At 63.7% G+C, this 20,828-nt stretch carries 16 protein-coding genes; 7 read left to right on the forward strand and 9 right to left on the reverse strand.

The window, feature by feature from the left end:
* Positions 1 to 39: 39 nt before the first annotated feature.
* Entirely contained in the window at positions 40 to 3,141 is a 3,102-nt protein-coding gene (locus JHL16_RS21275; protein ID WP_200186825.1) for an efflux RND transporter permease subunit, read from the reverse strand.
* A 2-nt stretch (positions 3,142 to 3,143) separates the two neighbouring features.
* Positions 3,144 to 4,250, reverse strand: coding sequence for an efflux RND transporter periplasmic adaptor subunit (locus tag JHL16_RS21280; RefSeq protein ID WP_200186826.1), 1,107 nt, complete (start codon positions 4,248 to 4,250; stop codon positions 3,144 to 3,146).
* Between the two features lie 85 nt (positions 4,251 to 4,335).
* Between JHL16_RS21280 and JHL16_RS21285 the strand changes: the two genes are divergently transcribed.
* From JHL16_RS21285 to JHL16_RS21300, 4 genes are all read left to right on the forward strand, one after another.
* The gene (locus JHL16_RS21285) at positions 4,336 to 4,941 is read left to right on the forward strand and encodes a TetR/AcrR family transcriptional regulator (RefSeq protein ID WP_200186827.1); all 606 of its coding nucleotides are present in this window, start codon (positions 4,336 to 4,338) and stop codon (positions 4,939 to 4,941) included.
* Positions 4,942 to 4,967: 26 nt separating this feature from the next.
* On the forward strand, positions 4,968 to 6,248 hold the full coding sequence (fabF, locus tag JHL16_RS21290) for a beta-ketoacyl-ACP synthase II (RefSeq protein WP_200186828.1): 1,281 nt from the start codon (positions 4,968 to 4,970) through the stop codon (positions 6,246 to 6,248).
* A gap of 360 nt (positions 6,249 to 6,608) precedes the next feature.
* The gene (locus JHL16_RS21295) at positions 6,609 to 7,484 is read left to right on the forward strand and encodes a lipid kinase (protein WP_200186829.1); all 876 of its coding nucleotides are present in this window, start codon (positions 6,609 to 6,611) and stop codon (positions 7,482 to 7,484) included.
* 120 nt (positions 7,485 to 7,604) lie between these two features.
* A complete protein-coding gene (locus JHL16_RS21300) occupies positions 7,605 to 8,819 on the forward strand; it encodes a lytic murein transglycosylase (RefSeq protein ID WP_200186830.1) in 1,215 nt (404 codons plus the stop codon).
* A gap of 124 nt (positions 8,820 to 8,943) precedes the next feature.
* On the opposite strand, the gene JHL16_RS21305 is transcribed toward JHL16_RS21300, so the two are convergent.
* The gene (locus JHL16_RS21305; protein ID WP_200186831.1) at positions 8,944 to 10,032 is read right to left on the reverse strand and encodes an ABC transporter ATP-binding protein; all 1,089 of its coding nucleotides are present in this window, start codon (positions 10,030 to 10,032) and stop codon (positions 8,944 to 8,946) included.
* A gap of 95 nt (positions 10,033 to 10,127) precedes the next feature.
* Between JHL16_RS21305 and JHL16_RS21310 the strand changes: the two genes are divergently transcribed.
* Complete coding sequence (locus JHL16_RS21310) at positions 10,128 to 10,922, forward strand: IclR family transcriptional regulator (RefSeq protein ID WP_200186832.1); 795 nt, start codon at positions 10,128 to 10,130, stop codon at positions 10,920 to 10,922.
* A 13-nt stretch (positions 10,923 to 10,935) separates the two neighbouring features.
* Here the strand turns inward: JHL16_RS21310 and JHL16_RS21315 are convergent, their stop codons facing one another.
* Entirely contained in the window at positions 10,936 to 11,769 is an 834-nt protein-coding gene (locus JHL16_RS21315) for a helix-turn-helix transcriptional regulator (RefSeq protein WP_200186833.1), read from the reverse strand.
* A gap of 109 nt (positions 11,770 to 11,878) precedes the next feature.
* On the opposite strand from JHL16_RS21315, the gene JHL16_RS21320 reads away from it, so the two are divergent.
* Both JHL16_RS21320 and JHL16_RS21325 read left to right on the forward strand, forming a co-directional pair.
* Positions 11,879 to 13,357 (forward strand): amino acid permease, encoded by a 1,479-nt coding sequence (locus JHL16_RS21320; protein WP_200186834.1) that lies wholly within the window; start codon positions 11,879 to 11,881, stop codon positions 13,355 to 13,357.
* Positions 13,358 to 13,385: 28 nt separating this feature from the next.
* Positions 13,386 to 14,153, forward strand: coding sequence for an SDR family NAD(P)-dependent oxidoreductase (locus JHL16_RS21325; protein ID WP_200186835.1), 768 nt, complete (start codon positions 13,386 to 13,388; stop codon positions 14,151 to 14,153).
* On the opposite strand, the gene JHL16_RS21330 is transcribed toward JHL16_RS21325, so the two are convergent.
* The 5 genes from JHL16_RS21330 to JHL16_RS21350 all read right to left on the reverse strand — a co-directional run bounded on the left by JHL16_RS21330 (position 14,140) and on the right by JHL16_RS21350 (position 20,756).
* Positions 14,140 to 15,009 (reverse strand): DUF427 domain-containing protein, encoded by an 870-nt coding sequence (locus JHL16_RS21330; RefSeq protein ID WP_200186836.1) that lies wholly within the window; start codon positions 15,007 to 15,009, stop codon positions 14,140 to 14,142. The two genes, JHL16_RS21325 and JHL16_RS21330, sit on opposite strands and share 14 nt — an antisense overlap.
* A 2-nt stretch (positions 15,010 to 15,011) precedes the next feature.
* Positions 15,012 to 17,042 (reverse strand): dipeptide ABC transporter ATP-binding protein, encoded by a 2,031-nt coding sequence (locus tag JHL16_RS21335; protein ID WP_200186837.1) that lies wholly within the window; start codon positions 17,040 to 17,042, stop codon positions 15,012 to 15,014.
* A complete protein-coding gene (locus JHL16_RS21340) occupies positions 17,039 to 17,869 on the reverse strand; it encodes an ABC transporter permease (RefSeq protein ID WP_246770993.1) in 831 nt (276 codons plus the stop codon). Before JHL16_RS21340 ends, JHL16_RS21335 begins: the two co-directional genes overlap by 4 nt.
* The gene (locus JHL16_RS21345; RefSeq protein ID WP_200186838.1) at positions 17,866 to 18,879 is read right to left on the reverse strand and encodes an ABC transporter permease; all 1,014 of its coding nucleotides are present in this window, start codon (positions 18,877 to 18,879) and stop codon (positions 17,866 to 17,868) included. The genes JHL16_RS21340 and JHL16_RS21345 overlap by 4 nt, the downstream gene beginning before the upstream one ends.
* Before the next feature lie 197 nt (positions 18,880 to 19,076).
* Positions 19,077 to 20,756: an ABC transporter substrate-binding protein gene (locus JHL16_RS21350; RefSeq protein WP_200186839.1), complete on the reverse strand. Its 1,680-nt coding sequence runs from the start codon at positions 20,754 to 20,756 to the stop codon at positions 19,077 to 19,079.
* Positions 20,757 to 20,828: the final 72 nt, after the last annotated feature.

Genomic DNA, 20,828 nt, shown 5'->3' on the forward strand with positions numbered 1-20,828 from the left:
CCTTTGTCTTTCTATCTCGGGCGAGGCAGGGCCTTGCAATCACGCAACTGCTCGCAGTCCCGGTGTCTCCGTCGAAACCTCACGGATATCACCCGCAACCGGCTTGATCCGGAACCAAGCGGCATAGAGCGCGGGAAGGAAAAGGAGAATCAGCACCGTGCCGACGGCAGTACCACCGATCAGCGTATAGGCCATCGATCCCCAGAAGACGGAGTGTGTGAGAGGGATGAAGGCCAGCACGGCGGCAAGTGCCGTCAGGACCACAGGCCTCGTGCGTTGCACTGTTGCTTCAATGACGGCGTGATAACCGTCGAGGCCGGCACTACGGTTCTCCTTGATCTGTTCAGTCAGGATCAACGTATTGCGCATCAGGATGCCGGCCAGTCCGATCAGGCCCAGAATGGCGTTGAACCCGAAGGGCTGATTAAAGGCGAGCAGCATCGGCACGACGCCGACGAGCCCGAGCGGTGCCGTCAGCAGCACCATGAACATCATCGAGAAGGATCGCACCTGCAGCATGATGACGATCAGCGTGGCGGCGATCATGGCCGGGAAGACCTTGCCCAGCGCCACGTTGGCCTTGGCAGCCTCCTCGATCGACCCGCCCATGTCGATACGATAGCCGACGGGAAGGGATGCGATCAGCGGCTGAAGCGCCGTCATGATCTCTTTGGAGACCTCAGGAGGCTGGGTCGCCTCGTTGATGTCGGAACGGATCGTGATGACAGGCGTGCGATCGCGGCGCTTCAGGATCGGCTCTTCCAGTCGGATTTCCGAATGACCGATCTGGTCAAGCGGAACCTGGCGACCATCACGGCTCATCAGCGAAAAATCCGCCAGACGCGCCGGATCGAGCCGCTCGCCGCCGGCGCTACGCGCCACGATGGGGACATTGCGGATGTCCTCGCGGACTTCCGTGACGGCGATGCCCGTGAGGAGAAACTGGAGCTGCTGGCCCACCTCCGCCGGCGAGAGGCCGATGAGATTCAACCGATCCTGATCCGGAACGAAGCGAAGCACTGGGGTGCGATTGCCCCAGTCGCGGTTGGCCTGGCGCACGTCGGGAATGCCCCGCATGATGTCGAGGGCCTTTTCGGAAATACTGTAGAGTTGCGCCGGATCAGGTCCCATGACCCGGAACTCGACCGGGAACGGCGTGTAGGGTCCGAAGACGAGCTGCGTGACGCGGATATAGGCCTCGGGTGCAAGCCCCTGTGCCACCGCCTCCCGGAGCCGGTGCTTCAATGCCTCGCGCGCCCCGGTGTCCGGAGTCAGTACGACGATCTTGGCGAAGGCAGGGTCAGGCAATTCCGGCGCCATCGCGAAGAAAAAGCGCGGAGCGCCCTGCCCGACATAGCTCGTGACGATCCTGGCCTCGGGCTGGCTGTCCAGCCAGTGTTCGAGCTTCTCGACCGTGGCGGTCGTCGTCTCGATGCTGGCGCCTTCCGGCAGGCGAACCTCCACCAGCACTTCGGGGCGGTCGGATGTCGGGAAGAACTGCTGTTTGATGGCGCCCGTGCCGATAACGGAAAGCACGAAGGCGATGGCGACGACAGCGCAGGTTACGAACTTGTGGCGAACGGCAAAGGTGATAAGCCGGCGCAGGCGCCGATAGTTCGGTGTGTCGTAGATCGCGTGATGACCACCCGCGATCGGTTTGATCGCGGGCAGCATCTTCACGCCGAGATAGGGCGTGAAGACCACCGCGACGATCCAGGAGACGATGAGGGCGAAGCCCACGACCCAGAAGATGTTGCCGGCATATTCGCCGGCGGTCGAACGCGCGAAGCCCACCGGCAGGAAGCCGGCGATCGTCACGAGCGTTCCGGAGAGCATCGGCGCCGCAGTGTGGCTCCACGCATAAGCGGCCGCCTTGATGCGATCCAGGCCTTCTTCCATCTTCACCACCATCACCTCGATGGCGATGATGGCGTCGTCCACCAGCAGACCGAGCGCCAGGATCAGGGCGCCGAGCGTGATACGGTCAAAGAACCGGCCGGTCTCCAGCATGATGAGGAAGACGACGGCGAGCGTCAGGGGAACAGCCGCCGCGACCACGATGCCGACGCGCCAGCCGAGACTGAGCAGGCTCACCAGCAGCACGACGCCGAGCGCCATCGCGAACTTCATCATGAATTCGTCGACCGCCGAGGTGATGTTGACGGCCTGGTCGGTCACCTTGTCGAGCGTCATGCCGAGCGGCAGTGTCTGCGCGATAGCCGCCGTCCTGTCCTCCAGCGCCTTGCCGAGCGCCAGACCATCCCAGCCTTCCTGCATGACGGCCGCGAGCATGATGGTGGGCTCGCCCTGACGCCGGATGAGGTATGTGGGAGGGTCTTCGTAGCCGCGACGCACCTCGGCGATGTCGGAGAGCTTCAGCGTCCGCCCCGCAGCGACAATCGGCGTGTCGGCGATGGCCTGGATGCTGTCATAAGCGCCGTCGATGCGGATGAAGACCCGCGGCCCCTTTGTGTCGACCGAGCCTGCCGGCGTCACGGTGTTCTGCCGCTGCAAGGCGGCGACGATATCTTGTGCCGACACACCCAACGTCGCGAGCCTTGCATAGGAAAACTCGACGAAGATCTGTTCGGGTCGTTCACCAAGAATGTTGATCTTCTTGACGCCAGGCACGTGCAGGAGGTCCTGGCGAATCGCCTCGGCCTGCCGGACCAACTCACGCATCGGCATGCCCTTGGCCTTGAGCGCATAGAGAGCGAAGCTGACGTCCGAATATTCGTCGTTGACGAAGGGGCCGAAGACACCGCTGGGCAGGTTGCGGGATTCATCCCCGAGCTTCTTACGAGCTTGGTAGAACTCCTCCTGCACGACAGATGGCGGCGTGCTGTCCTTCAGCGTGACCGTCATATACGCATAGCCCGGCCGCGTGGTCGTCTCCACCCGGTCGTACCAGGTCAGCTCCTGCAGCCGCTTCTCCAGAGGTTCGGCAACGAGGTCCTGCATCTCGCGCGCCGTGGCACCCGGCCATGCCGTCGTGACCGTCAGGGTCTTGATGGTGAAGTTTGGATCCTCCGCCCGCCCGAGCATGACGAAAGCGTAGGCACCGGCGGCCACCAGCAGGAGGATAAAGAAGAGGGTGACGGCGCGTTCGCGAACGGCGATTGCGGAAAGATTGAGGTTCATCGTCAGCCCCCGCTTTCGGATGCAGTCCTGACACGAGCGCCCTCCTGCAGGAGATGAGCGCCGAGCGAGACAATCGGATCGCTGGAGTTCAGTCCGGAGATCACAGCGGCTTCGCCGCTCACGCGAATGAGTTTGACGGGCAGAAAGCGTACGGTCGAGTTGGCGCTATCCAAGACCCAGACGCCGGTCCTCTCGCCGTCATCGAGCAGGGCTCCGAGCGGCACCTGGACTTCCGGCTGGCGGGCCTGGCTTGCTAGCCGAATGGTTACCGTTGCGCCAAGCGGCGCTGCCGCGGCCTCACCGTCGAGCACATAACGGGCCTCATAGGTACGCGTCTGGGCATCGGCGGAGTTCGATAATTGCCGGAGATGTGCCGTATAGCGGTGTCCATCGCCACCATACAGGCTGGCCTCGGCCGCCGACCCGATCGCCGGCCGGATTGTTTCGGGAAGCGCCACCACCGCTTCGCGCGGGCCGGCCTGGGCAACCCGGACCACTGTCTGGCCGGAGGCGACGACCTGCCCCGGCTCGCCCAGCGTTTCAATCACCGTTCCATCCGCGTCCGCCAACAGGACCGCGTAGGTCGCCTCGTTCTCGGCGACCCGTGCCTCGGCGTCGGCGGCGGCAAATTGTGCCTTGGCCGTAGCCAACGCGGCCTTCGCCTGCTCGTAGCGCTGCCGTGGAACCCAGCCACCCTCGAGCAACTTTGAATATCGCCGTTCATCCGGTTCCGTCTGAACGACGAGGGCGCGCGCTGCGGCAACGGCGTTGCGCTTCGCCGTGAGCGCAAAGCGCAGGTCGGTATCGTCGATCCGCATCAACGGCTGGCCGGCTCTGACCACCTGACCGGCGTCCACGAGCCGCTCCATGATCTTGCCCGGTATGCGAAAGCCGAGATTACTCTCAACCTTAGCCCCGATGAGGCCAGTGAAGCCGCGTTCGGACCCGATCACCGGCTGTGGCGTCACCAATCTGACGATCGGCGGTTCCTGCCGCGGGTCGCTCACGGCAGAGGCTTCCTGGGCGGGAACGATAAGGGGGGCGAATGCCGCCGCCGCTGACATCGCGATCAGAACGCCCCCGAGCACAATAACGGTCCTCTTTTTCATGCTCGTCGCCTCTCAAAAATAGATTGCGTTCGACATCTATTTAACTTATATAGATTACGAACACAATCTAAAAAGGAAACTGACGATGCGGGTGAGTCGCATTCAGGCCGCGGAGAACCGCGAAACCGTGATCAATGTGGCAAGCCGCCTCTTTCGGGAGCACGGCTTCGACGGCATCGGCCTGAAGGATGTGATGGAAGGTGCCGGATTCACCCAGGGCGCCTTTTACAAGCAATTCGCGTCAAAGGACGACTTGGCGGCACAGGCGTCCAGGCGGGCGATGGAAAGCGCCTTCTACCGGTGGTCAGCCGCTGCCGAGGCCAATCCGAAAGATCCCCTTCGCGCGGTGATCGCGTTCTATCTCAGCATGGAGCATCGCGCAGAAAGGATGGACGGCTGCCCGGTCGTTGCGCTCGGCTCCGATGTTGCGAGGCAGGGCGCCGACGTGAGAGCGTCCTTCGAAGCCGGGATCAGGGAGTATCTCAAGATGCTCGGCAGTTGGATTGGCGAGGCCGACGGCGAGGAGCCCGGCGGCAAGACTATGGCGATTCTCTCGACAATGGTCGGTGCGGTGCTCCTCTCGCGGGCCGTCAATGACGAGCGGCTTTCGAAGCGGTTCCTGCAAGCAGCCGCCGAGAGCGTGCTGACGGTGTCACCTGCGGGCGATGCCCAGAAAGGACCGCACCAGTGAGCATATCCAGATCGATAGGACGATAGATGCGACGGATTGTTGTAACAGGCATGGGTGCGGTCACGCCCCTCGCCGCCGATGTCGAAACGTCTTGGTCGCGTCTCCTGGCCGGTTGTTCGGGCATCCGAAGGCTTCCGGACGACGTGGTGAGAGATCTGCCGGCTAAGATCGGCGGGGTCGTACCCTCCCTCGAAGAAGACGATGCTGGCTTCGATCCAATGACCGTCTTTGCGCAGAAGGATCAACGCAAGGTAGACCGGTTTATCCTCTTCGGGCTTGCCGCCGCACGAGAGGCACTCGCTCAGGCGAAGTGGAACCCTGTTTCGGAAGCGGACAGCTTACGCACAGCAACGGTCGTCGCTTCGGGCGTTGGCGGTTTTCCCGCCATCACCGAGGCGGTGCGCACGGTCGACCAGCGCGGCGTCCGGCGCCTGTCGCCGTTTACGATACCGTCCTTTTTGGTGAATCTCGCGGCGGGTCATATCTCGATCCGACATAAATTCAAAGGCCCACTCGGCGCGCCGGTGACGGCGTGCGCGGCCGGCATCCAAGCGATCGGCGATGCGGCTCGTCTTATCCGCGCAAACGAAGCAGATATCGCCGTGTGCGGTGGGACAGAAGCATGTATGAACACAGTCAGTCTCGGTGGCTTTGCTGCCGCACGCTCTCTTTCCGCCGGCTTCAATGACGCACCAGCTCGAGCATCACGGCCTTTCGATGTCTCACGGGACGGTTTCGTCATGGGTGAAGGAGCCGGTATCCTGGTTATCGAGGAATTGAGCCACGCGCTCACGCGCGGTGCGAAACCGGTCGCCGAGCTTGTAGGCTACGGCACGACCGCGGATGCTCACCACGTCACGTCCGGTCCCGAGGACGGCGATGGCGCGCGGCGGGCCATGCAGATCGCGATTGCCCGAGCGGGGATTTCGCCGCGCGAGGTTCGTCACCTCAACGCGCATGCGACCTCTACGCTGGTAGGCGATCTGGGGGAGATCGAAGCGATTAAGAGCGTGTTCGGTCGCGAATTCGCGATAGCTGTCAGCGCGACGAAATCGGCCACAGGACATCTGCTCGGCGCCGCCGGCGGGCTTGGTGCCATCTTTGCGATCCTGGCGCTTAAGGACCAGGTGGCGCCGCCGACACTCAATTTGAGCGCGCCCGATCCGGCCGGCGATGGGATTGACTTCGTCGCAGGTCAAGCCCGGCCGATGGCGATGGACTACGCAATTTCCAATGGTTTCGGCTTCGGAGGAGTCAACGCCAGCGTTTTGTTCCGACGTTGGACGGACGAATCGGTCGGCTCATGACTACTCGCCACGACGTTACGTTTCCAGGCCTTTACGCCTAAGGGACCGATCCCCTGCCTCGACGGCGAAGGCCGTGCGTTGCCGGTCTGAAACCATTATCCCCCTCTCCCGTCCGCAGGATGGGAGAGGACGCCCGATAGGGCGGGTGAGGGCTCTGGCCTTGTTTGCTTTAGAGAAGAGCCTCATCCGGCCTTCGGCCACCTTCTCCCATTGCTTCGCAACGGGAGAAGGGAAAGCGTTGGAATGAGCTGGCCCCACGACTTGCGACAGTGGGCGCATCTCAGAGCGGCGATCCCGCCACATATCCGCCTTGCCCCGACCATAGAGCATCCGGCCCATCCACTCTGATCCGGAGACGCCGTGCCGAAGTCCCGTGCCTTGATTTTCGCGAACCGGCGGGCACGCCGCGGCGGCCAGTCCTTGCGGGCGGCGATCGAGCGCCTCAACGGCGCCGGCATCGAGACGATCGAGCGCGATGTCAGCCGCTCGCTGAGTGATGACATCCGCGCCGAGGCGAAGGATGTCGACATGGTGATCCTCGGCGGTGGCGACGGCACGCTCAACGGCGCCGCGGCCGCCCTTCAGGAGACGCAACTGCCTTTCGGTGTGCTGCCGCTCGGCACCGCCAATGATTTCGCCCGCACCATCGGCGTGCCGCGCGACCTGGCGCGCGCCGCGCAGATCATCATCGACGGTCATCGCCGTCCCGTCGATCTGGGCGAGGTGAACGGCCATTTCTTCTTCAATGTGGCGAGCATTGGCTTTTCCGCCGCTCTGGCGCGCCAGCTGACCGCGGAGGCGAAGCGGCGCTGGGGCACGCTCGGTTATGCGCTCGCCGCCTTCAATCTCCTGCGCCAGAGCCGGCCCTTCACCGTCGAGATCGACCATGACGGGACGATCGAGCGGGTGAAGACGGTGCAGATCAGCGTCGGCAATGGCCGCTTCTATGGCGGCGGGATGACGGTCGAGAAGGACGCAGCACCCGATGACGGTCGCCTCGACGTCTACAGCCTGGAGATCGACCACTGGTGGGAATTGCTGGCTTTGGCGCCGTCACTGCGCCGCGGCACGCACGGAAATTGGCGCAAGGTGCGGGCCTTTTCGGCAACCGATCTGGTGATCCGGACCAAAAGGCCGCATGACATCAATGCCGATGGCGAGATCGTCAGCGAGACGCCGGCGACCTTCCGCATCCGGGCCAAGGCGGTGACGGTATTCGCCCCGCCCAAGACGTAAACGGCAAATTTCCGAACCCCATCATCGACTTAAGCGGAGATCGGCTGACAAGATCGTGATCAGCAAAACGTTGCGATTGGTATCCTTATTTTAATCATATTCGCCGTTAATGGAGGGAGAATGGCGAAGAGGAACTGGCCTAGATTCAGGTCGTGGAAGACCGGCGCGCTGTGTGTCGCGACGGTGCTGACTCTCGTCTCCAGCCTCACATTATATATATACGGCCCCGGCAATATTGGCCGGTTCGTCGCCTCGCTGTGGACCAGCTCCTATAAGAGCGTCCTCGATCTGGCGCGCAGCCAGCCGGAAGTCCTGTCCAGCGTCGAAGATTACATCAAGCTCCGGGTCTCGGCGCGGCGCATCGCGACCGGCCAGGAGAAGGCGGCCGAGTGGAAGGACACGATCTCCGCCATCGAAAAGAAATACGGCGTCCCCGCCGAGACGCTGGTTTCCATCTGGGGCATCGAATCCAATTTCGGCAAGAACATGGGCGACCATAGTGTGCTGGGCTCGCTCGCCGCACTTGCCGATGGCGGCCATCGCTCCGACTATTTCCGCGCTGAGCTGTGGGCCGCCGAGGAAATGATCCGCGACGGGCATGCCAAGAAATCGCAGATGACCGGATCCTGGGCCGGCGCCATAGGCCAGACCCAGTTCATGCCGTCGAACTTTCTCACCTACGCCGTCGACCAGGATGGCGACGGGCGCAAGGACCTGTGGAATTCCGTGCCGGATTCGCTCGCCTCAACCGCCAACTTCCTGAAGGAGAAGGGTTGGCGGCGCGGTGGTGACTGGGGTTATGAGGTGAAGCTTCCGGCCGGCTTCGATTTCGGCAAGGTGTGGAAGAAGAATGCCAGCATGACCCTGCGCGACTGGGGAAAGCTCGGCGTCACCCGCGTGACCGGCAAGCCCTTGCCGCAGACGACCGAGGCGGCGCGCTTTTATCAGCCGGCCGGCGGCAATGGCCCGGTCTTCCTGGTGCTCAAGAATTTCGAGGTCATCAAGCGCTACAACAACGCCGATTCCTATGCGCTCGCCGTGGCGCATCTGGCCGACCGCATCGAGGGTGGCACCGAGTTCGTGCAGGCCTGGCCCGCCGACATGATGCCGCTGACGCGCGAGGAGCGCCGCGAGCTCGAGGACCTGATGGCCGACAAGGGATATGACGCGAGCAAGGCCGACGGCATCCTCAGTCCCGCGGGGCGTCTCGCCATCATCAAATTCCAGAAACGCGAAGGCCTGCTCGCCGACGGCCATCCCTCGCGCGCGCTGCTGCAACGCCTGCGCAGTGCCAGCCAGATCTCGTCGAGCAAGACGAGCAAGGCCGGGTCGTAGCTTTTTCCCTCACCCAGAGGTGCGAGCGAAGCGAGCCTCGAAGGGTGTCTCGCAACAGTCTCGCTCTATCCTGATGGACGCTTCGAGGGCCGCTTCGCGGCCACCTCAGCGTGAGGAGGCTTTTCTAAACCGCCTCGAAAGCCCGCCCCTCGCCATCGAACAAGTGGCACTTGCCGGCGATGAGGCCGACCTTCATGTCGTCGCCGGCCTGGATCTCGATATCGCCGGCCGCATGGGCGGCGAATTCGCTCGAGCCCGGCACGTCGAGATAGGCATAGGTTTCATTGCCGAGCCGCTCGACCGCGAAGACGCGGCCCTTGAGCATGGCGTCACCATCGCCCGCCACATGCAGGTCTTCCGGCCGGATACCGAGCATGACGTCCGCGCCCTGGCGCGCGGCGGATGATGTGCGCCCCACGGTGATCGTCTGGCCATCGGCCAGTCTGACCTCGGTGCCTTTGGCCGAGGCGCCCGCCACCGTGCCCTTGAGAAAATTCATCGCCGGCGAGCCGATGAAACCGGCGACGAAGCGGTTGCTGGGCTTGCGATAGAGGTCGAGGGGCCGTCCGACCTGCTCGATGCGGCCCTGATTGAGCACCACGATCCGGTCGGCCATGGTCATCGCCTCGACCTGGTCGTGGGTCACATAGATCATCGTCGCCTTGAGCTGGCGGTGGAGGCGGGTCAGCTCGACCCGCATCTGCACCCGGAGCTTGGCGTCGAGATTGGACAAGGGCTCGTCGAACAGGAAGACCTTGGGCTCGCGCACGATGGCGCGGCCGATGGCGACGCGCTGGCGCTGCCCGCCCGATAATTCGCGCGGCCGGCGTCCCAGGATGGGCGAGATCTGCAAAATGGCGGCGGCACGCTCGACCCGTTCGCGGACCTCTTCCTTCGCCGTCTTAGCGATGCGCAGGCCGAAAGCCATGTTCTCGAACACCGTCATATGCGGATAGAGCGCATAGGACTGGAACACCATGGCGATGCCACGCTCAGCCGCCGGCAGGTCGTCCACCCGCTCACCGCCGATATGGATGGTGCCATCCTGCAGGTCCTCGAGGCCGGCGATCATCCGGAGCAGCGTGGACTTGCCGCAGCCCGAAGGGCCGACCAGGACGGCGAATTCCTCTTTCTCGATCTTGAGATCGACGCCATGGATGATATCCGTGTCGCCATAACGTTTCTTGACGGCGTTCAGCTCGACATAGCTCATAGGGGGTGATCCAGGCTCGGGCGCTTGTCCAGAATTGCGGAACAGAGTACAGTATTCTAAACTACCCTATGCGCATCACCGCGGAGACTCAAGCCTTGAAAACCCCTCGCGAGACGGAGAACGGCGCCGGCTCGGACGACAATGCCGGCTCGCGCAGCGTGCGCCGCGCGCTCGACATCCTCGAGCTCGTGCTGAAGCACAACCAGCCGGTGACAGTGGCGCAGATCATCGCCGAATTGGGCATCCCCAAATCGACCGCCTATGAGCTGGTCCGCACCTTGTCGGACGGCGACTATCTGGAGGCGGCCGGCAAAGGCGCCGGGCTGTTCCTCGGCCGCCGCCTCTATGAGCTCGGCATGGCCTATAAGAGCCATGTCGACCTTCTGCGCGACGGCAGCCGCATCGCCGCCGAATTGCGCGACGAGACCGGCGAGACGGTGCAGCTCTCGGTGTTCGAGAACGACATGATGATGGTGCTGTTCAAGGAAGAAGGCATCCGTCCGCTGCGCATCATCAGCCATGTCGGCTCGCGCGTGCCGGTCAACTGGGCGGCGGCCGGCCGCCTGCTCGTTTCCGACATGGATGATGCGGCGCTGACCAAGCTCTTGACCGCGACGATGCGCCCGTCGCCGACCGGGCGCGCCCCGGTCGAGGTCGACAAGCTCATCGCCCAGATCCGCAAATTCCGCCGCCAGGGTTATGCGACCGAGATCAACGAGACGAATGAGCATGCGGGCTGCGTCGCCGCCCCGGTGATCGATGCCACCGGGCGCTGCATCGCCGCCTTGAGCATCGCCGCGCCCGAACAGCGTCTCGCCAAGCCCAATCGCGACCAGCTGATCGCCGCCGTCATCGCCGCGGCGCAGAAGCTTTCGCGCCGGCTTGGTTAGGTGGCGCGCGCCGTCACTTCCTGGCCAGCAGATGCTGGATGAAGAGATTGAACAGTTCGGTCTGGCTGGAGATCGCGAGCTTCGCATAGATGTTGCGGCGGTGGATCTTGACGGTGCCTTCGGCGATATCGAGCAGCTTGCCGATCGAGATGCTGGAATGGCCGCGCAGAATGAGGCTGACGATGGTCTGCTCGCGCGCCGTGAGCTTGGTCGGCGCGAAGCTGCCGAAAGCATGCTCGATATCGTCATGGCCATCGCGCGGCAGAAAGGCGGCCTGGCCTTGCGGCGGCGACAGCTTCCGCCAATGTTGCGCCAGCAAGGCCAGAACCATGGTTGCGGTCTGGTGGAGGCGCGTGAATTCGGCATCTGAGAATTCGGGACTGCCATTCTGGCGGAGCAGCGAATAAGCCAGATAGAAGGTGCCCTCGAGCGGTACTAGAAAGACGATCTCCTCGGCGAGGCTGCCGGTTTCCATCGAGATGCAAGGATGCACATCGGGTGAATTGTAATATTCACCCTCGAAGAAGGCGTCGGGCGCCAGCGTCTTGAGCCGATAGAGGCCGGCCGGCGTCAGATGGGCGCAGGCCGTATAGACCGCATCGAGCAGATAGGTGCCGTTGAGATAATTGCTCATGATCTGCGGTGAGGAGACATCGCCCAGCCCGTCATGCAGGAAGATCGGCGTCGCCCTTCCGGGATAGGCGAAAGTGCAACTGAGATCGAAAGGCGCGACGGCTCTGAGCGCCTCGTCCAGCGCCTGGGCGAAGCCCGCGGTCCCGATCCGGCCGACAAGCGCCGGCGTCGTCTCCTGCCAGCCGGCGAGGCCTTCTGTGGTGGAGTGGTCCATTACGCGCCCCGAATACCCCTTTCGTGATATATACGCCATCGCCCCCCTCAAGAACTATGCCCCCGGATCAGAAAGCGGGACGTCACGTTTCCGCGCAGGGAGGATTTTCATGGCCGAGGGACAAACGTCAGGCGTCACCTATCAGAAGGTCGGCAAGGAATATTTCGAGCAGCGGCAATTGCAGCGCCATGCCGGGCTGTTCGCTCTGTGGATGATGGGCGTCGGCGCCGTGGTGGCAGGTGAATATTCGGGCTGGAATATCGGCCTCGCCCAGGGCGGCTTCGGCGGCATGCTGCTCGCCACCTTGATCATCGGCTTCATGTATATCTGTCTGTGCTGCTCGATCGGCGAGATGAGCGCGGCGCTCCCTCATACCGGCGGCGCCTATTCCTTCGCCCGCACCGCCATGGGGCCGTGGGGCGGCTTCACCACCGGCCTCGCCGAGAATATCGAATTCGTGCTGGCGCCCGCCGCCAACATGTTCTTCATGAGCCTCTATCTGGCGGCGATCTTCGGCACGCCTCCCTCGGCGCTGCCGCTCTGGTGGATCGGCGGCTATGCCATCATGCTGCTGCTTTCGCTGCGCGGCCTCGAGCTGTCGATGCGTGTCGTCATCTATGTGACGGTTGCCGCCATCGCGGTGCTGCTGTTCTTCTTCGTGGTGGCGATCCCGCATGTCGATTTCGCCCGTTATGCGCTGAATATCGGTATCGATGCGTCGGGCGCCGCCGTGAAGCTCGAGGGCGGCAATGGCATGTGGTTCCCCTTCGGCCTGACCGGCGTCATGCTGGCGCTGCCCTTCGGCGTCTATATGTTCCTTGCCGTCGAGCAGCTGCCGCTGACGGCGGAAGAATCCAAGAATCCGACCCGCGATATGCCGCGCGCTCTCGTGCTCTCGATCCTGACTTTGATCGCGCTGGCGCTCGGCGTGTTGTTCTTCAGTGCCTCCATTCCGCAAGGCGCCCATGCCATGGGCTCTTCCGGCGAGCCGCTGCTCGACGGATTCCGCACCATCTTCGGCGACAGCTGGGCCAAGTTGCTCGCTTCCGTCGCGGTGCTGGGCCTCGCCGCCAGCTTCTTTGCCGGCAGCTTCGCCTCCGGCCGCAACATCTATTCACTGTCGCGCGCCGGCTATCTGCCGACCCGCCTCTCGGTGACGGCGGAACGCACCAAGACGCCCAATATGGCGCTGGCGACGGGAGCGGCCATGGCGCTCTTCATGCTGCTGGTCGTCTGGTATCTGGGCGGCAGCGGCAATATCGCCTTCATGGGCGGCTTCCTGGTCAGCATGATCGTCTTCGCCGGCATGGTCTCCTATATCCTGCAGAGCATCGCTTTCCTGCGCCTGCGCAGCCGCTTCGCCGGCATCACGCGGCCCTTCGTCAGCCCGCTCGGCAAGGTCGGCGCCTATGCGACGATCCTCATCTGCATCGTGACGCTGGCCTATCAGTTCTTCGACCCGCTCTATCGCTGGGCGGCGATCGCGGCGGCCGCCTGGTACCTGATCGGGCTCGCCTATTTCGCTTTCTACCGCCGCCACCGCCTCGTCCTCTCGCCGGAGGAGCAATTCGCGGTCGAGGCTCGCTGACATATCTCTTGCAAGGAACGGACTGACCATGGCCCGACGGCTCGACGGCAAATTCGCGATCATTTCAGGCGGCGCCACCGGCATGGGCGCCGCCGCCGCCCGGCTCTTCGCCGCCGAGGGCGCCCGCATCGCCATCATCGACCGCAATGAGGCGGAAGCGATCAACACCGCCGTCGCTATCCGCGAAGCGGGCGGCGAGGCACGGCACTGGCTGGCCGATGTGTCGGACGAAGCCCAGGTCGGAGCGGCCGTCACGGCGGCCACGGCGCATTTCGGTCCCGCCGATATCCTCTTCAATCATGCGGGCTCGATCGTCATCAAACCCTTCCTCGAAACGACGCTTGCCGAGTGGGACGGGCTGCATGCCGTCAATGTCCGCTCGATGTTCCTGATGACCCGCGCCGTATTGCCCGGCATGATCGCCAAGGGCGGCGGCTCGATCATCTGCACCTCATCGATCTCGGCGGTGGCGGCGACACCGATGGAAGTCCTCTATGACACGACCAAAGGCGCCTGCCACATGTTCGCGCGCGCCATCGCGGTCGAGTTCCGCGACCGTAATATCCGCTGCAATGCGCTCTGCCCAGGCTTCATCCGCACGCCACATGGCCTGCGCGAAGTGGCCGAGCTCGGCCGTCTCGGCGTCGATGTGTCCGATGCCGCCTTGGCCGCCCAGCAGGGCCGCATCGGCGAGCCCGAGGAAGTCGCCAAGGCGGCGCTCTTCCTCGCCAGCGACGACTCGAGCTTCATCAACGGCACGCATCTCTTCGTCGATAACGGCTTCACTGCGATGTAGACAAAGGATGCGCCGCACCTCGGTCCGAGCCATGCGAGAAGGAGGTCACGGGCCGCGCCTGCTCGACGCCATCCACCAGAACCCGGTCGACGAACTCATTGGCGAAGGAAACGAGGCCTTTGATCTTCGCACTTTCATGCACGGGCTCTGGATAATACCAAGCGAGATCGGGATAGTGCTTTCCCTTCACCGTCGCATGGTAATAGCTGGCGATGCCCTTATAGGGACAGCGGCTCCTTGTATCGCTGGCTGTGAGGAACTCGCGCCTGACGTCGTCGAGCGGCAGATAGAAGCGCGTCGGCAGGCCGGTCTCGAACAGGAAGACGGCAGCCCGTGAATCGGCGATGAGCTCGCCATTGAGAAAGATCTCGACATGCCGGCTCGAGGGCAGCGTGTCGACGCGGCGGAACGGATCGCGCGGATGGACGAAGATCTCCTCATCCTCCTCGAACCAACGCGCTTTCTCCCAGTCGAAGCTCGCATGATCGCCGATATCCGGCCCGCTGCGGCCCGGAGCCGCATAGCGCCACATGAAGTCGGGGATCACCTCGTCACCGAGCTTGAGCGAATAGTAGCGCGCCTCGCCCTTGAAGGGATCGACGGTCAACCGTCCGCTGGCCGACATCAGATCGGTGCGGATGTCGCGCAAGGGGAAATAATAGACGGGAATATGATCCGATTCATGCAGGATCACGCCATTGACCGTGTCGGCGACGACGGTCTCGCCGACAATGACCCGCAGTCTTTTCGGCACCGGCATGGTGAAGGCGACATAACCCGGCTCGACGTCATATTGCCGGACCTTGTCCAGAGGTGGCAGATGAGGCCCGCGGCCTCGCAAATGAGCCTGGCGCATGATTAGTCTCCTTCACTGAATGTCTGAGCAGCGCCGAACTGCTCCCAGGATAGATGGCAGAAAATGACGTGGCCGTCTGGTGTCGCCTGACGCGGCGGCTCCTTGATCTCGCACAGGCCGTCGATGCGGCGCGGACAGCGGCCGGCATAGCGGCACCCTGTCCGGGGCGGTGGAGCCGGGTCGAAGGCCGGCACCTTGCGCCGTCCCTCACGCGCCGCCTGCAGCAGCGCCTCGGTATAGGGATGATAAGGCGGCGCGAATATCTCGGCCGGGCGGCCAATTTCCATGATGCGGCCGCCGAACATCACCACCACGCGGTCGGAGATATGGCGCACCAGAGCGAGGTCATGGCTGATGAAGACGAAGGTGGTGCCGGCCTCCCGCTGCATGTCGAGCAGCAGATTGACGATCGCCGCCTGCACCGACACATCGAGCGCCGAGACCGGCTCATCGGCGATGATGATGTCCGGCTCGCCGGCGAAAGCGCGCGCGATGCCGACGCGCTGGCGCTGCCCGCCCGACAATTCATGCGGATATTTGCCGACGAAGCTCTGCGGCAATTGCACTTGCGCCAGAAGCTCATCGACACGCGCCGTGATCGCCTGCCTTCCCTGGATCTGTCCCAGGCGCTTGACGGCGCGCCCGATGATGGCACCCACCTTGTGGGAGGGGTTGAGCGTGCTGTCCGGGTTCTGGAACACCATTTGCAGCGCCCGGAGCAAAGACCTGGGCCGCCGCCACGCCCGGCGCCGCGCGACATCCTGGTCGAGCAGCAGGACCCGGCCCTCGCTCGCCTCTTCGAGGCCGATCAGGATGCGGGCGAGCGTCGATTTACCGGAGCCCGATTCGCCCACCACCGACAGGATTTCGGACTGCCGGACCGACAGCGAGATATCGTCATTGGCCTTGGGCAGCTGCGCCAGATCCACCCGGCGCGCGAGCCCGAAGGCATTGCGCGGCAGGTAGGCCTTGCTCAGATGCTCGATACGGATCACCTCGGGACCGGGCAATGGCCGCGTTTCCGCTTCAGAGGCCACAGCTGCGATCGCCAGGTCATCATCCGCCCGGGCACAGCGCACAAAGTGATTACCGGCAAGTGTCTTCACGGCGATGGCCGCGGCCTGATCGCAGCGCCCCGGCACCGCATGCGGGCAGCGCGGTACGAAAGCACACCCTTCAATATGAATGCCGGGCGCCGGCGGCTGTCCGGGAATGACGGTGAGGCGGCGACTCGCCGTTCCTTCCGTGACCGCGGGACGGCAGGCGATGAGGGCTTGTGTATAAGGATGCCGCGGCCGGCCGAAAATATCGCGGGTGCTTCCCTCCTCGACGACACGGCCGGCATACATCACGCCGACTCTTTCGCAGATGCGCCCGACCAGCGCCAGATTATGCGAGATATAGAGCAGCCCCATGCCGATCTTCCGGGCCAGCTCGCCGATGAGATCGACGACCCCCGCTTCGACCGTCGCATCGAGGCCAGTCGTCGGCTCGTCGAGCACCAGGAGCTTCGGTTCCGCGAGAAGCGCCATGGCGATCACCACACGCTGCGCCTGGCCGCCCGACAATTGATGCGGATAACGCCGCAGCATCGCCTGAACGTCGCCGATGCTCACCTTCGTCAGCATATCGGCGGCGTCGGCCAGCGCCTGCGCCTTGCTGCCCGGGCGATGAGCCAGCCGCGCCTCGACCAGTTGCCGGCCGATGGTGAGCACCGGATTGAGCGCGCTCGCCGGCTCCTGATAGACCATGGCGATGTCGCCGCCGCGCAGACGCCGCAGGCCCTCTTCGTCGAGCGTCGTGATTTCGGCGCCATTCACCTTGATGCTGCCCGAAACGATGCGGCCGCCTTCGGCGAGATAGCCCAGAAGCGCGAAAGCCGCCGTCGATTTGCCGGAACCCGATTCGCCCACCAGCCCGTAGGTCTCGGCCGAACCCAGCGTCAGCGAGAAATCCTTGACGACGGTAACGTCGCCCTTGTCGCCCCGATAGGCGATATGGAGATTGTCGACGACGAGAAGAGGTGCGCTCATGTGAGCCCCTCCTTGCGCAGGCCGTCGGCCAGCAGATTACAGCCGATCACGAGACTCGCAATAGCGACACAGGGAAACACCGCCATGTGCCAGGCGATCGGCAGCAGATGGGCGCTTTCGACCACCATGCCGCCCCAGTCGGGTGTCGGCGGCGGCAGGCCCAGGCCCAGGAAGCCGAGCGTGCCGGTGAGGATGACCGTATAGCCGGCACGCAGGCAGAGATCGACGATGAGCGGTCCCCGCGCATTGGGCAAGATCTCGGCGAACATGATGTAGAGGCTCGATTCGCCGCGCGCCTGTGCCGCCGCCACATAATCCTGCTCGCGCAGAGCGAGCGTGATGCCGCGTGCGATGCGGCTCACCCCAGGCGCATAGGCGAGCGTCACCGCGATGATGATGTTGAGGAGCGACGGCCCCAGTGCGGTGATGAGGATGATGTAGATGATGAGCGCCGGGAAGGCGAGAATGACATCCGACAGACGGCTCACCAGCGCATCGAACCAACCGCCGAAATAACCGGCCGGCACGCCGAGCAGGATGCCGGCGGCGAAGGCGCTCACCACCGCGAGCGGCACCACCGTGAAGGTCGTGCGCGCTCCCCAGATGAGGCGGGAGAGAATGTCACGCCCGCTGCTGTCGGTGCCGAGCCAATGGGCGAGGGACGGATGCGGATCGGCGGCCGCCGCGAAATCGATGGCGCTCGGATCATAAGGCGCGATGAGCGGCGCCAGGAGCGCCACGAGGCCCCAGGCGACGATCAGCGCCACGCCGATCAGGGCGGAGGGCGAGGGCGAGAAGCGGCGGAGGATGGTGCGCATCATCGTCATCCGAGCTTGATCTTCGGATCGAGCGCCAGATAGCAGAGATCGCCGATCAATTGCGTGCCGACCGCCACGATGAGCGCCAGGAGCGTCAGGGCCTGGACGAGATAGATATCGCCGAACAGGGCCGCCTGCAGCAGGAGCGAGCCGACGCCCGGATAGGCGAAGATCGATTCGACCACCACGACGCCGGTGAGCAGCCAGTTGATCTGCAGCAGAATGACGGTGATCGGCGGGATCATCGCATTGCGCAGCACGTGATGGAGGATGATGTCGCGGCGCTTGAGGCCTTTGAGCAGAGCGGTGCGCACATAGGGCTTGCGCATCGTGTCGGCGACCGAGGCGCGCACGATGCGCAGCACATAACTCGCCGAGGCGATGACGAGGACGCCGACCGGCAGAACGAGCTGCAGGCTCAAGGGCCAGCGCCCGCCTTGTGTCATCGGGCTGGTGCCGGGCAGAATCCCGAGCCACACCACGCCGACGAGCAGCAGCGCCACCGCGACGACGAATTCCGGCAGCGAGGTGAGGATGACGGCGCCCATCGACAGGATGCGGTCGACGGGCCGCCCCGGATTGACGCCGGCGGCGACGCCGGCGGCGAGCGACACCGGGATGATGACGAGGATGGCGAGCAGCGTGAGCAGCACCGTATAACCGATGCGCTCCCCCACCACATCGACGACCGGCTCCTTCAGCATCAGCGAATAGCCGAAATTGCCGACATAGCGGTTGCCGCGCGGATCGCTCAGGCCGAGCCCGATCGTCGGATCACCGAGCGGATTCTCGACGACACCCGCAACGATGCCGAGCCAGCGCAGATAACGCACCAGCAACGGATCGCCCAGATGCAGCTTCTCGGTGAGGAGATCGACTTGCGATGAGACTGCATAAGGACCGAGGATCTTGGACGCCACGGTGCCCGGCGAAAATTCCGTCACCGCGAAGAGCAGGAACGATGCCGCGAGAAAGGTGATGATGAACTGGCCGATGCGGCGAAGGAGGAAGCGGATCATCCCCGCGTCCATACCAAATTATTCCCCTTCTCCCGCTTGCGGGAGAAGGTGGCCGATAGGCCGGATGAGGGTGTCGGGCAGATAATCATGAACTCCGCATTTCGAGATGAGTCACTCGCCGAAGGCTCACACAATCGGCACGAACACCCTCATCCGCCCTTCGGGCACCTTCTCCCGCAGGCGGGAGAAGGGAAAACTCAGCTTTTGATCGCCAGCTCGTTGCAGAAGACCATGTAGGTCGGATGCATGGCGAAGCCCACCACCTTCTTGTCGTAGAAGGAGATCAGGTTGCGCCAATAGGTCTGGACGATCGGGCCTTCGCGCTGCATCAGCGCCTCGATATCGGCCATCCTGGCGCTGCGCGCCTTGGGATCGGGGATCGCCTCGGCTTCGTCGAGCAATTTGTCAAATTCGGGATTGGCGAAGGCGCTTTCATTCCAGGCGGCATTGGAGCGATAAGCGAGCGCCAGATTCATGACGCCGAGCGGGCGATGCGCCCAGACCGTCATGCCGAGCGGCGCCGTCATCCAGACATCCCAATATTGCGGGTTGGGCACCACCTTGATGGCGGCGCGGATGCCGGCCTCCTTCCACATCTCGGTGAGCGCGGTGGCATTGCGCAAGTGATGCGGCGGGTTCTGCTGGATGACCAGCTCGACATCGACGCCGTCCTTGTAACCGGCCTCGGCGAGCAGCGCCTTGGCCTTTTCGACGTCGCGCACGGGCTCCGGCAGCTTGGCGTAGTCGGGATGGATCGGCGAGACATGATGATGCTCGGCCGGCGTACTGAACTGGCCGAAAGTGATCTGGTTGGCCTTGACCGGGTCGACCGCCAGCCGGAAGGCCTGGCGGACCTTCGCATCGTCGAAGGGTTTGTTCTTGAGATTCATGCGCACCACCGAAGTATCGGCGGTGGTGACCTGGTAATATTGCAGGGCGGCATTGTCCTTCAGCAGCGGATAGAAGTCGGGCAGGATCTGGAAGGCGCCATCGACCTGGCCGGAGATCAGCGCATTGACGATCGCCTGCTCATTGCCGCCGACATCGACGAATTCGATGCGGTCGAGATAAGGCCCCTCGCCCCAGTAACCAGGCTTGGCTTCCAGCACCGCATTGCGCGAGACATTGAGTTCCTTCAACGTGAAGGCGCCGGTGCCGACAGCGCCCGGCCCGAACACGCCCTTCTCCTCCGGATAGAGCATGACCGCCGGATAATGGAAGAGATGCTCGGGCACCGCGAGCTGCGGGGCTTTGAGATTGAGGCGCACCGTCTTGTCGTCGACCTTCTCGATGGCCTTCGGGTCCCACAATTCGTGCCGAATGATCTTCTTGCCCTTGTCGTCGACCTTGCCGGTGTCGACGCTGTTGAGCAGGTAGCCTTCCATCAGCCCCAGAACCGAGGAGCCGACGTCGTCGCTCAACAGCCGCGTCAGGTTCCACACGACATCGTCGGCGACGAAGGAGCGGCCGCTGTGCCATTTGACGTCGTCGCGCAGATGGAGCGTCCACGTCTTGAGATCGGCGGACGGCTCCCAGGATTTGAGGAGATGCGGTCGCGTGACATTGTCGGCGCCGGTCTTGGTCAGATATTCGACCACTTGCGAATAAATGAGCGGGTGGGCGGTGGTGGAGGCGATGGCCGGCGATTTGACGTCATAGACCGTGGTGCTGATTCGCAAGGTCCCGCCCTTGGGCTTCGCGTCTTGCGCCTGTGCCTCGCTTGGTACCCCCGTCACCTTGTCGGCGAAGGCGTAAGCCGAGGCCGCCGAGAGGCCCAGCAAGGTTGCGGTACGCAGGAAACTGCGTCGGCTCACCTTCCCGTCAGCGAGATCGCGCTTGAGGATGGGCAAGTAGTCATGGTCGCGAGGACGGGTCATGGACGGGCTCCCTGGACGCTTCTATCTGTCGGTAAGTAGGCGATGGTCCATGAAGTGGTCTTGATCTTGCAA

The organism is Taklimakanibacter albus (genome assembly GCF_016595235.1).
Lineage (GTDB): Bacteria > Pseudomonadota > Alphaproteobacteria > Rhizobiales > Aestuariivirgaceae > Taklimakanibacter > Taklimakanibacter albus.

What these genes read in the sequence shown, in the direction of transcription:
- JHL16_RS21275 (WP_200186825.1), bottom strand. Translation starts at nt 3,141, where the DNA reads ATGAACCTCAATCTTTCCGCAATCGCCGTTCGCGAACGCGCCGTCACC.
- fabF (WP_200186828.1), top strand. Translation starts at nt 4,968, where the DNA reads ATGCGACGGATTGTTGTAACAGGCATGGGTGCGGTCACGCCCCTCGCC.
- JHL16_RS21335 (WP_200186837.1), bottom strand. Translation starts at nt 17,042, where the DNA reads ATGAGCGCACCTCTTCTCGTCGTCGACAATCTCCATATCGCCTATCGG.
- JHL16_RS21280 (WP_200186826.1), bottom strand. Translation starts at nt 4,250, where the DNA reads ATGAAAAAGAGGACCGTTATTGTGCTCGGGGGCGTTCTGATCGCGATG.
- JHL16_RS21320 (WP_200186834.1), top strand. Translation starts at nt 11,879, where the DNA reads ATGGCCGAGGGACAAACGTCAGGCGTCACCTATCAGAAGGTCGGCAAG.
- JHL16_RS21345 (WP_200186838.1), bottom strand. Translation starts at nt 18,879, where the DNA reads ATGATCCGCTTCCTCCTTCGCCGCATCGGCCAGTTCATCATCACCTTT.
- JHL16_RS21330 (WP_200186836.1), bottom strand. Translation starts at nt 15,009, where the DNA reads ATGCGCCAGGCTCATTTGCGAGGCCGCGGGCCTCATCTGCCACCTCTG.
- JHL16_RS21305 (WP_200186831.1), bottom strand. Translation starts at nt 10,032, where the DNA reads ATGAGCTATGTCGAGCTGAACGCCGTCAAGAAACGTTATGGCGACACG.
- JHL16_RS21325 (WP_200186835.1), top strand. Translation starts at nt 13,386, where the DNA reads ATGGCCCGACGGCTCGACGGCAAATTCGCGATCATTTCAGGCGGCGCC.
- JHL16_RS21300 (WP_200186830.1), top strand. Translation starts at nt 7,605, where the DNA reads ATGGCGAAGAGGAACTGGCCTAGATTCAGGTCGTGGAAGACCGGCGCG.
- JHL16_RS21340 (WP_246770993.1), bottom strand. Translation starts at nt 17,869, where the DNA reads ATGACGATGATGCGCACCATCCTCCGCCGCTTCTCGCCCTCGCCCTCC.
- JHL16_RS21315 (WP_200186833.1), bottom strand. Translation starts at nt 11,769, where the DNA reads ATGGACCACTCCACCACAGAAGGCCTCGCCGGCTGGCAGGAGACGACG.
- JHL16_RS21350 (WP_200186839.1), bottom strand. Translation starts at nt 20,756, where the DNA reads ATGACCCGTCCTCGCGACCATGACTACTTGCCCATCCTCAAGCGCGAT.
- JHL16_RS21285 (WP_200186827.1), top strand. Translation starts at nt 4,336, where the DNA reads ATGCGGGTGAGTCGCATTCAGGCCGCGGAGAACCGCGAAACCGTGATC.